This window comes from Streptomyces sp. NPDC054849 (assembly GCF_053610945.1).
Window position 1 is genome coordinate 1 of the sequence record NZ_JBSGZI010000025.1, and the last position, 12,317, is coordinate 12,317.

The following is a 12,317-nucleotide window of genomic DNA, read 5'->3' on the forward strand; positions in this document are numbered from 1 at the left end:
TCCTCCCGGACCGCCTTACATTCTTAGGGACACAGTCATACCGGGCCCGGAGGCCAGCGGCCCCATTGCAGGACCGCGAAAAAGATAACGGGGGGAGCCGGGGTCGCCGGCGAACCGCCACGCTTCCACCACCGCCTCATGAAGCCAATCGACGAGCAGCACAACGCGGAGCCCCGGCCTGGTGGCTGGACATCACCGGAGGGACCAGGCCGTCATGGCCGCGCTGGAAAAGCGCTGGGCCACATCAGGCGTTGGCCACCGTGCGTCGGGATCCCGGCGAGCCCGGTGCCGGCCCGGGTCTACGCCGACGTCCTGCGACCGCGGCAGGAGGGCCCCTAGCCGGAGGTCTGGGCAAGCCCCGCGGCGGAAGGGCTTGCCCAGGCTCCCTTGAAACTGCGGGTTCGGCCGCAGACCGGCGGCCGAACCCGCAGGAAGGGCGCTACCGGCTCCTGCGGGTCTCCGTCCATGCACCGGCGCCCGACTGCCGGGGCAACCCGCTGGACGGACCCGCACCGCCCTCATCAGCAAGGGTCCTGCGAGCCACATCGGCGCGGGCGGCCGCGTCCGGAGGCGGGGCCAGGGTGATTCCCACGTCCGTGAGCATGCTCAGGTCCAGCCTCCACGTAATGCGAGACCGGGCCTCCCAGACGTCGAATGCCGAAGCGATGTGAACGTCGGCCTGGGAGCCGGTCATCTTGGTGACCTTCATCAGGTGGGCGCGGGCCTGGGGCGCGAGCCCGCGGATCTGAGCGAAACCAAAGTGCGTGACCGTGTGGCAATCGGTGCACAGGCAGATCAGCCGCTTCAGGGTCTGCACCCGGGTGGCATCGTCATAGGTCCACCGCTCGTGCGCCTCCAACCAACGCTTTGCCTCCCGGTCCGCGCCCGCCCCGCACGCCTCGCAGCGGTTGCCGGCACGGTCATAAATCATCCGACGGAGGCGGTCCCAGTCCTTCTGGGCGACGCAGGACCGCACGTTGGTGAACCAGCAGCTGCTCGGCACAAGATCAACGAACAACCCGCTGCCGAGCGAACGGTCTTCACCCGGCAAGAGCTCTGGGATGTCCGCACCGGGGGTCCAGCGCCCAAGGTCAGCCATCCCGGCACGCGGCGCATACCAGCGCCGGGCGGTTGCATCCCATCGGGCTCCGCCCGCCTTGGCCTCGTCCTTTTCCGCGAACGGAACATCCAGCCAGATCCGCTCAACTGCCATGCCATCGCTCCTTGTTGCCGTTCTGCCAGTTGTGGAGCCCACTCTAGGGACATCCACTGACAACACGTCAGACAATGGCACAATCGTTCGATTTTAGAAGCGGGCCAAGTACCGTTCGGGGCCCGTTCTCCCGGACGGGCCCCGAACATGAGCCTTCCGGCCTGCAGGCCCTGGACACTCCGAGCGGGCCGGTCGGCCGGCATACGGCAGGCGCCCGCGCAGTAGCACGTACGGGAACGAGCGCGGTCAGACGGAGCGGGGCTCCATGGTCACTTCGGTGCGCGGGTGCCAGCTGGCGTGACGGCGTTGCGCTCCAGGGTGTTGGACCTGTGCAAGAGCACGGGAGTGGCGCTACAGGAGGCGTCATATTGATCAGAAACGGTTTGGGTTCTGGGATCCACCCCGAAGCGCCTCCCCGGGCGCCTTCCCCGCATGTGGTGACGGCACCCTGCCCCGGAGCGGGGCAAGGAGGAGGTCGCCAAGGCTCAACCAAGCCGAAGCTCTACTGAGGCCGAGGCCGAGGTCGCGGCCGGGGTCGTTCCCCTGGCGCTGACCTCGACCGAGGCCTGGGCGCTCTTTCCGTCCGTCGCCGTGCCCTGCACCGTGTAGACGCCCTCGGTGGACACGGAGAACGAGAACCGGCCGTCGGCGCCGGTCAGGGCGGCGATGTCGGGGAAGGGCCCGGGCCCGTCGGCGATGGCGACGGCGACGCCCGGCACCGGATCACCGTGCGCGTCGAGCACCGCTCCGCTGATCGGGTACGTACGGCGGCCGCCGTCTGCGCTCATAGGCCGGGTCACGCCTTCCAGAGCAGCAGGTTGTCGTAGACGGCCTTGGTGATGCGGGTCCCGGAGTTGACCGTCGCGCCGCCGTAGGCGTGGACCGCGATGCCGTAGCGACCGCCATTGTGGATGCGGTAGACGGCGCTGCCGCTCTGTCCGCCGAAGGTGTCGATGTCGTAGAAGACCTTCAGGGGGTTCACCGAGCTGATGCCCCGGCCGTCGTACCACTGGGTCCCCGGGGGCTTGTCGCCCGGGTATCCGGAGATGTTGGCGGAGATCTTGAGCAGATCGGCATCCGGCCAGGCGCCGAAGCCGAACCAGCCGGTGGTGGCGCCGAGTTCGGTGGGGATGATGATGGCGCCGTAGTCGAAGTTCTCGTCGCCGCTGTTGGTCCAGCCGGTGACAGAGCGGAAGTTCGTGCTGGTGACAGAGCCGAAGGGCAGCGAGGTGCCGTTGCGACCCGGCATGACCTGGATGCTCTTGACCCAGCCGTCGCGTCCGGGCACGCCGCTGTTCTTGATGTGCACGACGTGTCCTGCGGTGGCCAGCGTGTGTGGCCCGATGAACCAACCGGTGCCGATCCACTGAGAGTTGTCGGCTGCGGTGATGAGCAGCGAAGCGTGGGCCCGCCACGGATAGCTCGTGGTGTCCGTGATCTGGACCCGGTCGTCCGGACCGTGCACCGTCTCCAGCATGTCCAGGGGCCCAAAGGAGGCCTCCCCGATGTCGGACAGCGGTGCCGTGGGCGCCACCCACCTCTCGGCCGACACCTCTTCGAACAGGCTGCGGGTGTGGCCGACCTGTTCCAGGCCGTCGGACGTGAAGGGTGTGGGACTGCCCTGCACACCCTCGGAGGGCCCTTCGAAGATCGGCTGTTCCGTAACGACGGTGGTCAGCTCCTCGGGCTGGTTGGATACAGCTGTGTGCGGACCGTTCGCGTTCGGCATGAAGACTCCTTGGGTGAGTCGCCTGAAGGCACGTAAGGGCATTCGAGAAGGGGCCGCCCCCACGACGGATGCACCTCAACGACACACCAGGTCTGAGCGCGTACCGTCCGGAGGGCGCCCCCACAATCATGTAAAGCCGATCCGTCGTTGATCGCCACGCGACAACCCCCGGCCGTGCTCCGGTCCAGGGCAGGTCGGCACCCGCGGGGGCTTCGTCGAGGAAACCGCCCGACTGGTGCTGCCACAGCTTTGCGTAGGCGCCGTCCGTGGCCGAGGACGACGAGCCGGTCCATGTGGCGACCGTACTCAGCCGGCAGCGGCCGCACCTGGGGCGAACGGGGCCGCACCCCGATCGTGCGGCGGACCGGGAACCGGATCTCGGTGAATGCGATGTTTGCGGTCCGCCCGCAATTCCCCGCCAGCCCCCAAACCCCCGCCCCCGGCCCAGCACTCCCCCGCCCAGGACCAGCGGGCCGAGCAGGTGGGTCCCGACCAGGCATCGGCGGGATCCGGTCCACCACCGGACCGTGACAGGCAGGACCTCGGCGTGCGCTCGTGCGGGATGCTGCCGGAGCGGGAAGACTTCGTCGGGCGCGCGAATGAACTCGAGGCCCTGGGAGAGCGGATCGAGGCCGCGGCGCGCGGCACCGGATCCGTCGTGCTGCTCGCGGGCCCGGCGGGCATCGGCAAGAGCACCCTTGCGGCCGAGGCGCTGCGCCGCCACGCCGATTCCGCAGGCTTCACCGTCGTACGGGGCTATTGCGCCAGAGATGCGGTAGCGCCACCACTGTGGCCCTGGCGGAAAGCGCTGCGCCTGGCGGGAATCACTCCTGGGATACCGGCGCAGCGTGCCGCCACACCGCCTGCGGAAGCCGGGGCGGCGACCGTGCGGCAGCCGTGGCCTGTGACAGAGCCGGGCAGCGCGGCGACAGCGCAGTTCCAGGAGCTGGTCCGGATGAGCGAGTCGCTGGTCGCGGCGGCCTCCGAACGTTCCCTGCTCATCCTGCTGGAGGATCTGCACTGGGCCGACACCGCCAGCCTTGACCTGCTGCGGCAGGTGACGGGCGAGGTGGCCGAGTGCGGACTGTTCGTGCTCGGTACATTCCGGGAGCCAGGACCCGAGGAAGCCACCGGAGCGCTGGCGGACCTGGGCCACTGCGCTGCCACGCTGCGGCTGGCCCCGTTCACCCCGGACGAGGTCGCCCAGTGCGTCGGCGAAACGGACGCGGCGAGGTCGTACCGGCGTGCTGGCGGGCTGCCGCTGTTCGTCTCGGCATTACGCACGCATGCAGGCGACCTCCATACCGTCGTCAGCGGGCTGCTGACCGGGCTGACCCCCGTTGAGCGGGACATCGTGGGCGCCGCAGCCGTGCTCGGCGAGCGGCTGGACGCCCCGCAGCTCTCTTCGGTACTGACGGAGTTGGACGAGACCGTCGTCGCCCAGGCCCTGGCGGCGGCGTGGCACGCCGGTGTTCTGACCGGGGTGGGAACCACCGACGCCGGACGCGTCTACCGCTTCACCCACGATCTGGTACGCGACGAGGTACTCGGCCGAACCAGCCCTGCTGTCGCCCGCGCCTTGCACAGAGCCGCCGCGCAGGCACTGGAACAGGCCGGGGATCCCACCGAGGCGGCACGCATCGCGGCGCACTGGCGACGGGCCGGCAAGGAGCCCGGCCACCGTGCCGCCGCCGCGCACTGGTCCCGGATCGCCGCGGCTCAGGCCCGCGAAGGACACGCCTACACCGATGCCGCCCGGCACATGGCGGACGCCGCCGCCGTACTCGCCCCGATGGACCCGCAGCGCGCCCCGGCGCTCATCGAGCTCGCCCGCGCCGAGTACCTTGCCGGGAAGTACGACGAAAGCCTGGACCAATGCACCGAAGCGGCCGACGCGGCGAACGCGACCGACCAGCCCGCCCTGCTCGCAGAGGTCGCCCTGGTGCTGCAGGGCGTCACCTTCCCGAAGGCCTCAGAAGCGATCAGCCAACTGTGCAGGGCGGCGCTGGCCGTCGAGGACCTCCCGAGCGCCGTGCGTGCCCGGCTGCTCGCCCAGCTCGCCACCGCTTCGGCCGATCTCGGCTTGCTCGACGCGGCGGCCGAGCACGCCCGAACCGCCCTCGCCATGGCCGAGGCGACCGGTGACTTGCGCGCCGCACTCGACGCGGCTCGCGCCATGGAGATGACCTGGGCCCATCCGGACGACATGGCCGACCGCCTGCGCCTGGGTGAGCTGACCGTGTCCCGCGCCGAGCAGCTCGGCGACCCGCTCGCCGCGGTGCTCGGCCACGAGTGGCGCATCCAGGACCTGCTGCGCGTCACCGCCGCACGGGCCGCGCACAAAGGACAGTTCGCCGACGCCCGCCGCTGCAACGAGGAGGCCGGCGAACTCGCCCTGGCCAGCGGAGACCGTACGGCAATCAGTATGAACTACGTGCTGTGTCAGCAGCTGGCCCTGGTTCTCGGCGACCCAGCGGAACTGCCCATGGAGATGTGGTCGGCGATGCCGAGGGGGCGCAGTTGGTGTACAACCAGCTCGTGCTGTTCCAGCCGTATCCGGGAGCGCTCGGCACGCCCACGGCCTATTTCTCCGGTACGGTCAGTCGCGAACTCGGCCGCCTGGCCCTGGCTGCCAGCCACCCGGCAAAGGACGCCGAGAAGCTGTTGCGCGAGGCGCTGGTCCGCAACCGGGCCCTCGGCGCGTGGCCGTACGTGGCGCTGACCTGCCTGGACCTCGCCGTCGTCCGACGCGACCGAGGTGCCCCAGCGCATGCGGCAGCCCTCGCCGGGGAGGCTCTGGTCATCGCCGATCGGCTGGACCAGCCCGGCCCCCGCGCCGCTGCCCTGCGCCTCATTGACGACCTACGGGTCGACGCCGGCCCGCTCACGCCGGGAACCGGGGAAGGATGTTGAGGACAAGGCGGCAGCCCTGCACGGCTTCGGCCCGGGTCTTTGAGGGTATGGGGGGAGGGCTGGGCCACGATGCCAACCGTCGCAGGGATGGTGTGACCTGCCGGATCGGATGGGCAGTTGGGCGTCTGGTACCCGGGAGTCAGGCCCATCCTGCCGGTTGTCCGGCGGCCTCGCGGACACCGCCGCTGCACGTCCTGCGCGACGGTGTTCGGCTGTGTGACGGCGGCGCGGAAAGGGGCCGCCGCCTGAAGTCCGTGTCGTCTCCGCCGGCCTTGTGCGCCGTGATGGGTCGATGCCGGTCCGCGGAGCGTCCGGCGGCCGTGCTCGTCGTACGCCCAGGAGTCGAGGACGCCGGCCTGCCACGCCGGCGCGCCTCCTCGCGGGACAGCACGCGACCACCGAAGCGGGACGCCGCGTCCCGGGTCTCCTCAAGGGGCACGTACGTCGTCTCAGGCATCGGCGGTGGTTTTGTCCCGCTCCGGGAGCAGTTCGGGCATCCCTTCCACCAGCACCACGACGGCGACCACCTCACCGGCGTCGCAACGGCCGACCCACACGGGATAGGTGCCGTCCCCGGTCGTGGCGAAGGCCATGAGTTCGCCGCCGGAAGTCTCGTCCCAGGTGCGCTGCATGAACATGGAACCGTCGTCGATGTCCTCGTACCCGTGCAGCTCCGGTTCTCCCTGGATCAGCCCCCGCTCGAAGAGCGCGACGAGCGGTTTCCAGGCCCCGGCGTCGGCGAAGCAGCCGGTGGCGCCATCAGTGTCGAAGCCGGCTATCTGCTCCTCGATGAACAGCCGGGGATCGTCGTCCGGGCCCAGGGCCATCTCCCAGGTCGCGGCGGGGGCCTCGCTGACGAGGAGGCGGACGGCGGTGGGGGCCGTGGTCGTGACCTCGGTGTTCCGCCACTCGCAGTGGTAGCTGTAGCGGACCCGCGCCTCGTCGATAACGTACTCCCCGGGCGGGACGGGGACCGTGATGCGCGGCCGGTCGCCGTCGTCGGTGTCCGGGCCGGAGACGGCCAGCAGCCCGCTGGGCACGCGCAGGGTGGCGACCCGGCGCGGCTCCACGACGGTCTGCTCGGGGTGGTACCCGTCGGTCACGCGCACCCCGGGCCGGAACAGCTCGTTGATCGGCCCGGGCTGCGCGGGGCGTGGCGGACGCCAGCAGGTGGCGGGGGCATCCGCATCACCGGGCTCGTCCGCCTCTCCCCACTCGGCCGCCTCGAAGGTCGGCGGCTCGACGAGCCGGTGCACCTGGGTCGAGAGCAGCGGCCACTGCCCGAAGGGCGGGCGGTCCATCCAGCGCTCGTCGTCGCGGAGGGTGGGGGAGGTGACGTATGTACCCCCGGCCTTGCCCTGGGGCTCCTCCGTCCGTTGGCCCCTCCCGTCGGGGAAGAGGTCCACGGTGGTGCGCGGGCAGTCCTCGTCGAACTCCGGCATCTGCGGACCGGTGTAGTGCCGGCCGACGGTGTACCGGCGCAGCAGCCGCGACGGGTCGTCCAGCAGCCGCAGGTCCAGGTCGTAGGTGCGGCGGCCCTGGGCGTCGTAGACCCACAGCCCGACGTAGTGGTCCCGCCAGGAGACGAGCCGGACCTCCAGCGGAGCCTCCCGGCCCGGCTCCCGGTACACCACGACGTACGGAAGCCCGGCGGCATCCCGTTCCCAGGCCTCTTCAGCGGATATCGGCCGCCAAGGCGCACGGGCCTCCACATCCCACGCCTGCGCGTACCCCACCTCGACGACCATTGCCGCTCCTCGCTCCTGCGCCCGCCTTGAGTGTGCGTGCTGCAAGGTAGCCGCCGGCTGTGACAACGGGGCCCGAGGGGCCGTGTGGCGGGCCGGGGGGCGGGCCGTGTGGCGGGCCGGGGGGCGGGCCGTGTGGCGGGCCGGGTGGCGGGCCGTGTGGCGGGCCGGGTGGCGGGCCGGGTGGCGGTTGGAGTGCCGCGAGCAGTTGGGCCGGTCCCGCTCGCGGCCAGGATTTGGTCGCCACGATGGCGCCGGCGGGCTGGTTGTCCGTCAGCCAGTCGCTCACGGCTGGGCAAGCCACTTCGTGACCGGCCCATACAATCTGGGCAAGCCCCTCAGGGGGTGGGCAAGCCCTGAGGCGTCAGCCACGCATCCGCTGCCCAAACCGGGACGTGTTCGACGAAGACCCTCCGGTAACGTCAAGGTATGAGTCACCCGCATCCCGAATTGAAAGCCGCCCCGCCGTTGCCCGCAGGAGGGCTGAGGGTCACCGCCCTGGGCGGCCTGGGCGAAATCGGCCGCAACATGACCGTCTTCGAGCACGCCGGCAAGCTGCTCATCGTCGACTGCGGCGTGCTGTTTCCCGAGGAGCACCAGCCTGGGGTCGATGTCATCCTTCCCGACTTCACCTCCATCCGGGACCGGCTGGACGACATCGTGGCCGTGGTGCTGACACACGGCCACGAAGACCACATCGGGGGCGTGCCGTACCTGCTGCGCGAGCGGGCCGACATTCCCGTCGCCGGCTCGAAGCTGACGCTGGCGTTCCTCGAGGCGAAGCTCAAGGAACACGGCATCAAGCCCCGCACGGTACGGGTCCGCGAGGGTGACCGCAGGAAATTCGGCCCCTTCGACTGCGAGTTCGTGGCGGTCAACCACTCCATCCCGGACGGCCTCGCGGTCGCCATCCGCACCGGCGCCGGGATGGTGCTCCACACGGGTGACTTCAAGATGGACCAGTTCCCCCTGGACGACCGCATCACCGACCTGCGCGCCTTCGCCCGCCTCGGCGAGGAGGGCGTTGACCTTTTCCTCACCGACTCCACCAATGCCGAGGTGCCGGGCTTCACCACCTCCGAGCGCGAGCTGAACCCGGCGATCGAGCAGGTCATGCGTACCGCCCCGCGCCGGGTCATCGTCTCCAGCTTCGCCAGCCATGTGCACCGCATCCAGCAGGTACTGGACGCCGCCCACCAGCACGGACGCAAGGTCGCCTTCGTTGGCCGGTCCATGGTCCGCAACATGGGCATCGCCCGCGAACTCGGCTACCTCAAGGTCCCCTCCGGCCTGATCGTGAGCATGAGGGAACTGGAGAAGCTCCCGGACAACAAGATCACCCTGGTCTGCACCGGCTCGCAGGGCGAGCCCATGGCGGCCCTGGCGCGCATGGCCAACCGCGACCACCAGATCCGTATCGGCCAGGGCGACACCGTCCTCCTCGCGAGCTCTCTGATCCCCGGCAACGAGAGCGCCATCTACCGGATCATCAACGGGCTGACCCGCTGGGGCGCGAAAGTCGTCCACAAGGGCAATGCCAAGGTGCATGTCTCCGGCCACGCCAGCGCCGGTGAGCTCGTGTACTGCTACAACATCGTCAAGCCCCGGAACGTGATGCCCGTGCACGGTGAGTGGAAGCACCTGCGCGCCAATGCCGACCTGGCCATCGCCACGGGAGTCGACCCCGACCGGGTCGTCATCGCCGAGGACGGCGTCGTCGTCGACCTCGTCGACGGACGCGCCTCCATCACCGGCAAGGTTCCGGCCGGAAACGTGTACGTGGACGGCATGGCGGTCGGCGGTGCCACCGAAGCATCCCTCAAGGACCGGGTCACCCTCGCCCAAGAGGGCGTGGTCACCGTCGTGGCCATCGTCGACGCCAACACGGGCGCGCTGGCCGAGGCCCCCGACTTCCTGGCCCGCGGATTCGAACACGACGACACCACGTTCGCCCCAGTCATCCCCGTGATCGAAAAGGTCCTCGCCACCGCAGCGGCGGAAGGCGTCGGCGACGCGGTGCAGCTCGAACAACTCATCGCGCGTGCCGTGGCCTCCTGGGCGTTTCGCACCCACCGGCGCAAGCCCCTCATCATCCCGGTGATCATCGACGCATGACGCCTGCAGCGGGATACGGCCGGATGGGGTAGCCCGGGATGTCCGCCTCCACGGTCCAGCCGGAGGCGTCCAGGTGGTATGGGACAGACGGCGGGCGGCGGTACGGGTCCAGGCGCGGGCCGTCGCTGCTGACCCTCTGCTCCCGTGTCCACCAGGCCCGACGCGGGGCGGCCGGGCGGCACTACGGCGCCGTTTCCGCCGTCGTTCAGTACTGTACAGAGCGGCCGTTCCGTACCGTGCGGAGCACCGGAAGGGGATTCGCGATGGCCGGTCTGAGGCTGGGCCCGCTCCTGCGACACGTGGACTGGGAGTCGGGCACGAGCGCGACGGTGTGGGTTGAGACCGACCGGGCGTGCACGGCGGAGGTCCGGTGTCCGGGCGGCGGCGGTGGTTCGGCTCCCACGTTCTGCGTCATGGGCCACCATTACGCCCTGGTGGTCGTGACCGGGCTCGCCCCTGGGTCCGCCACAGCGTATGAGGTGCTGCTCGACGGCGAGCGGGTGTGGCCCCTCGCGGACTCGCCCCAGCCGCCGAGCACCATCCACACGCCGCCGGTCCCGGCGACGGGCGCGGTGGTCGCCTTCGGCTCGTGCCGGTGGGCAGCGCCTGCCGTGGGTGAATCCGATCCGGTGGGCCCCGACGTCCTCGACACCCTCTCCGCCCGGCTCGCCGCCGACCCGGAGGCCGAGCGTCCGGACGTTCTGCTCCTCCTCGGCGACCAGGTGTACGCCGACGAGACGTCCGCCGACACCCGCGCGTGGATCGCCCGGCATCGGCGGGCCGCCGGCACCGGTTCCGCCGCCCCGCCGGACCAGGTCGCGGACTACGAGGAGTACACCCACCTCTATGACGAGTCCTGGGGCGATCCCGAACTGCGCTGGCTGCTCTCGACCGTGCCCAGCTGCATGATCTTCGACGACCACGACGTCATCGACGACTGGAACACCAGCGCCGCCTGGGTGGCCGAGATGCGGGCGACGGCCTGGTGGCACGAGCGGATCACCGGCGGCCTGATGTCGTACTGGGTCTACCAGCACCTGGGGAACCTCTCCACCGCCGAGCTCGCCGAGGACGAGCTGTACGCGGCGGTACTGGCGGCCGACGACGGCACGGAGGTGCTGCGCGCGTTCGCCGAACGCGCCGACGCCGACCCGGCGACGGTGCGCTGGAGCTACCGCAGGGACTTCGGCCGCACCCGGCTGCTGATGGTCGACACCCGGGCCGCGCGGGTTCTGGAGGAGCAGAACCGGGCGATGCTGGACACCCAGCAGGCGGCCTGGCTGCGGACGCAGGCGTTCGACGACCTCGACGGCGTCGACCACCTGCTGGTCGGGACCTCGCTCCCGTGGCTGCTGCCCCCGATGGTCCACTTCGCGGAGGGCTGGCACGCGGCGCTCTGCCGGGGCGAACGCGGGCCGCGCTGGGCGCGCTTCGGCGAGTGGCTGCGCCGGCGGGCGGACCTGGAACACTGGGCGGCGTTCACCTCGTCGTTCGAGAAGCTGACGGAGACGGTCGCCGAGGTGGGACGGGCCGCCGACGCCCCGGCGACGGTGTGCGTGCTCTCGGGGGACGTGCACCATGCGTATGTGGCGGAGCCCGTCTGGAGCACCGGGCAACAGCCGCGCTCCCGCGTCTTCCAGTTCACCTGCTCACCGCTGCACAACTCGGTACCCGCGGCCATAAGGGCCGGATTCCGCTTCGGCTGGAGCCGGTTCGGCAATGGGATCGGGCATCTCCTCGCCCGCCACGGGCGGGTCGCGAGACCCGCGGTCCGCTGGGAGCGCAAGGGCGGACCCTGGTTCGGCAACCAGTTGATGACGCTGACACTGCGCGGACGTACGGCACGGCTGCGGCTGGAGGCGGCCTCGGGAGGTGCGAAGCGGGGGCGCCGCGGGACAGACCGCGCGGGAGCGCGGCTCGTCGGCGTACTCGACCGGAGCCTGACGGACGGAAGCTGACGCCCCGCCGGACGGTCCCCGCATTCCCGGGGTGTCTGACCTGGGCAGACGAGCGTTCGGTGGTTTCGGGGGTTCACCTCCGCGGTCGCACTCCGGTCACCCGTTGAAGGATGGCACCGGTGCACGACGATGGGCACGCTGTCCACATCTTCAGGATGCGACCGCGCAAAGCACCGCGCACCCAGCCCACCCGCCTGGGCGGACACGACTGCGCTCACTCGCAGCGTCGGGAAGGTCAGGCCTCAGCCCCACAGGTGGTGCCGGTAGTCGCCGGAGGGCAGGTGCGGGGACAGGGAGTGGGCGCGGCGCCACATGCCTTGCGCCTGCTGGTCGGGACGCTGCTGCTCCCGTGCAGTGCGTTGAGAATAAGCAGACCGCCCGTGACCGCCGGTACATCCCCCTGTGCGGAGGACAGGTGGGGTTCCGCCTTACCCGCGTCGAAGGAAGCGGCCGCCTCCTCAGCGTCCTGCGGGTCCTGTGAGCTGGCGAGTTCGATCTTCTTGCCCAGCATCCGGGCGTAGGCCGTGGCGGCCAGGGCGACGCCGGTCAGCACCGTTTTGGCAGTGGACGCGGCCACCCCTGCTGGGTGGCGACCCCGGACGCGCTGCGAGCAGCCCGCTGCCGCCCATCAGATGCGCGCCGAT

The 12,317-nt window shown here is 70.7% G+C and carries 8 protein-coding genes; 3 read left to right on the forward strand and 5 right to left on the reverse strand.

Translation table 11 applies throughout. The features are described 5' to 3' along the window. Positions 1 to 439 precede the first annotated feature (439 nt). The 3 genes from ACWGIF_RS14030 to ACWGIF_RS14040 form a co-directional block, all read right to left on the reverse strand. Positions 440 to 1,213: a DUF5710 domain-containing protein gene (locus ACWGIF_RS14030; RefSeq protein WP_453495973.1), complete on the reverse strand. Its 774-nt coding sequence runs from the start codon at positions 1,211 to 1,213 to the stop codon at positions 440 to 442. A gap of 485 nt (positions 1,214 to 1,698) precedes the next feature. Continuing rightward, a complete protein-coding gene (locus tag ACWGIF_RS14035) occupies positions 1,699 to 2,001 on the reverse strand; it encodes a carboxypeptidase-like regulatory domain-containing protein (RefSeq protein WP_453496175.1) in 303 nt (100 codons plus the stop codon). An 8-nt stretch (positions 2,002 to 2,009) separates the two neighbouring features. Further along, a complete protein-coding gene (locus ACWGIF_RS14040; protein WP_453495976.1) occupies positions 2,010 to 2,942 on the reverse strand; it encodes a trypsin-like serine peptidase in 933 nt (310 codons plus the stop codon). 547 nt (positions 2,943 to 3,489) lie between these two features. Here ACWGIF_RS14040 and ACWGIF_RS14045 point away from each other — a divergent pair. After that, positions 3,490 to 5,664, forward strand: coding sequence for an ATP-binding protein (locus tag ACWGIF_RS14045; RefSeq protein ID WP_453495979.1), 2,175 nt, complete (start codon positions 3,490 to 3,492; stop codon positions 5,662 to 5,664). Positions 5,665 to 6,304: 640 nt separating this feature from the next. Here the strand turns inward: ACWGIF_RS14045 and ACWGIF_RS14050 are convergent. Then, positions 6,305 to 7,603 carry a DUF4241 domain-containing protein gene (locus ACWGIF_RS14050; RefSeq protein WP_453495982.1) on the reverse strand — a complete coding sequence of 433 codons (1,299 nt, stop codon included), beginning with the start codon at positions 7,601 to 7,603 and terminating at the stop codon, positions 6,305 to 6,307. Positions 7,604 to 8,029: 426 nt separating this feature from the next. Between ACWGIF_RS14050 and ACWGIF_RS14055 the strand changes: the two genes are divergently transcribed. Both ACWGIF_RS14055 and ACWGIF_RS14060 read left to right on the forward strand, forming a co-directional pair. Continuing rightward, positions 8,030 to 9,715 carry a ribonuclease J gene (locus tag ACWGIF_RS14055; RefSeq protein WP_453495985.1) on the forward strand — a complete coding sequence of 562 codons (1,686 nt, stop codon included), beginning with the start codon at positions 8,030 to 8,032 and terminating at the stop codon, positions 9,713 to 9,715. Between the two features lie 263 nt (positions 9,716 to 9,978). Then, positions 9,979 to 11,673 (forward strand): alkaline phosphatase D family protein, encoded by a 1,695-nt coding sequence (locus tag ACWGIF_RS14060; protein ID WP_453495988.1) that lies wholly within the window; start codon positions 9,979 to 9,981, stop codon positions 11,671 to 11,673. 235 nt (positions 11,674 to 11,908) lie between these two features. Here the strand turns inward: ACWGIF_RS14060 and ACWGIF_RS14065 are convergent, their stop codons facing one another. Continuing rightward, positions 11,909 to 12,250 (reverse strand): hypothetical protein, encoded by a 342-nt coding sequence (locus ACWGIF_RS14065; protein ID WP_453495991.1) that lies wholly within the window; start codon positions 12,248 to 12,250, stop codon positions 11,909 to 11,911. Positions 12,251 to 12,317: the final 67 nt, after the last annotated feature.

Bases quoted from the DNA above. Each gene is read 5' to 3' on its own strand.
- ACWGIF_RS14040 (WP_453495976.1), bottom strand. From the start codon at position 2,942: ATGCCGAACGCGAACGGTCCGCACACAGCTGTATCCAACCAGCCCGAG.
- ACWGIF_RS14050 (WP_453495982.1), bottom strand. From the start codon at position 7,603: ATGGTCGTCGAGGTGGGGTACGCGCAGGCGTGGGATGTGGAGGCCCGT.
- ACWGIF_RS14035 (WP_453496175.1), bottom strand. From the start codon at position 2,001: ATGAGCGCAGACGGCGGCCGCCGTACGTACCCGATCAGCGGAGCGGTG.
- ACWGIF_RS14055 (WP_453495985.1), top strand. From the start codon at position 8,030: ATGAGTCACCCGCATCCCGAATTGAAAGCCGCCCCGCCGTTGCCCGCA.
- ACWGIF_RS14030 (WP_453495973.1), bottom strand. From the start codon at position 1,213: ATGGCAGTTGAGCGGATCTGGCTGGATGTTCCGTTCGCGGAAAAGGAC.
- ACWGIF_RS14060 (WP_453495988.1), top strand. From the start codon at position 9,979: ATGGCCGGTCTGAGGCTGGGCCCGCTCCTGCGACACGTGGACTGGGAG.